General features: G+C 44.2%; 1 protein-coding gene. It reads left to right on the plus strand.

What is annotated here, in order from left to right; all coding sequences use genetic code 11:
* Window positions 1-882, plus strand: an 882-nt coding sequence (locus R7P74_RS25185; protein ID WP_318123368.1) for a Na/Pi symporter, incomplete at its 5' end; no start/stop codon positions are given.
* Window positions 883-947: the final 65 nt, after the last annotated feature.

Raw genomic sequence — 947 nt, forward strand, 5'->3', positions numbered from 1 at the left:
GGTGGTCTACCTGTAGAGACAGCGATTCCAATGGTAATGGGTGCCAATATTGGTACCACAGTGACCAATACTTTGGTTTCACTAGGTCACGTACGTTGTAAGGAAGAATTCAAGCGCGCATTTGCTAGTGCGACGATCCACGACTTCTTTAACCTTCTTGCTGTTCTGATATTCCTTCCTTTGGAAATGATGTTCGGCATTCTAGAGAAAATTTCTCACTGGTTGGTTTCGCCACTATTGAACACTGGCGACATGAGCATGAAGGGTTTTGACTTCATCAAGCCAATCACTAAGCCTGTTGTTTCTGCTATCAAAGAACCGCTATCAACATTTGGTGACACCATGGGTGGCGTGGCTCTAATTGCTTTAGGTATCGCTACAATCTTCGTTGCTATCACAGTAATGGGTAAGCTAATGAAGAGCCTAATGGTTGGCCGTGCTCGCGATATTCTGAAGAATGCAATTGGTCGTGGTCCTATCCACGGTATCGTATCAGGCTCGATCGTGACGGTGTTGGTACAATCTTCATCAACAACAACAAGCTTGATGGTTCCACTTGTAGGTACTGGTGTTCTTAAAGTTCGTGACATTTACCCATTCACTCTAGGTGCGAACATCGGTACATGTATCACTGCGCTACTTGCAGCTACCGCAGTATCTGGTGAGTTTGCTGTATTTGCTCTTCAGATTGCGCTAGTACACTTAACCTTTAATATTTTGGCGACACTGTTTATCTTTGGTATTCCGTTCTTACGTGAAATCCCAGTAAAAGGCGCTGAAATGATTTCAGAGCTTGCTATCAAAAACAAAGCCGTTGTGGGTGGCTACCTGATGTCTGTATTCATCATTCTGCCAGGCGCAATCCTAGCTCTGACAACCTGATAATACCAACCATCGCTTATTGTTTAAGGCTCCACGTTGTGGGGCCTTTTTTGTATCTGTAATCA

The sequence above is a fragment of the Vibrio sp. 2033 genome, from assembly GCF_033339735.1.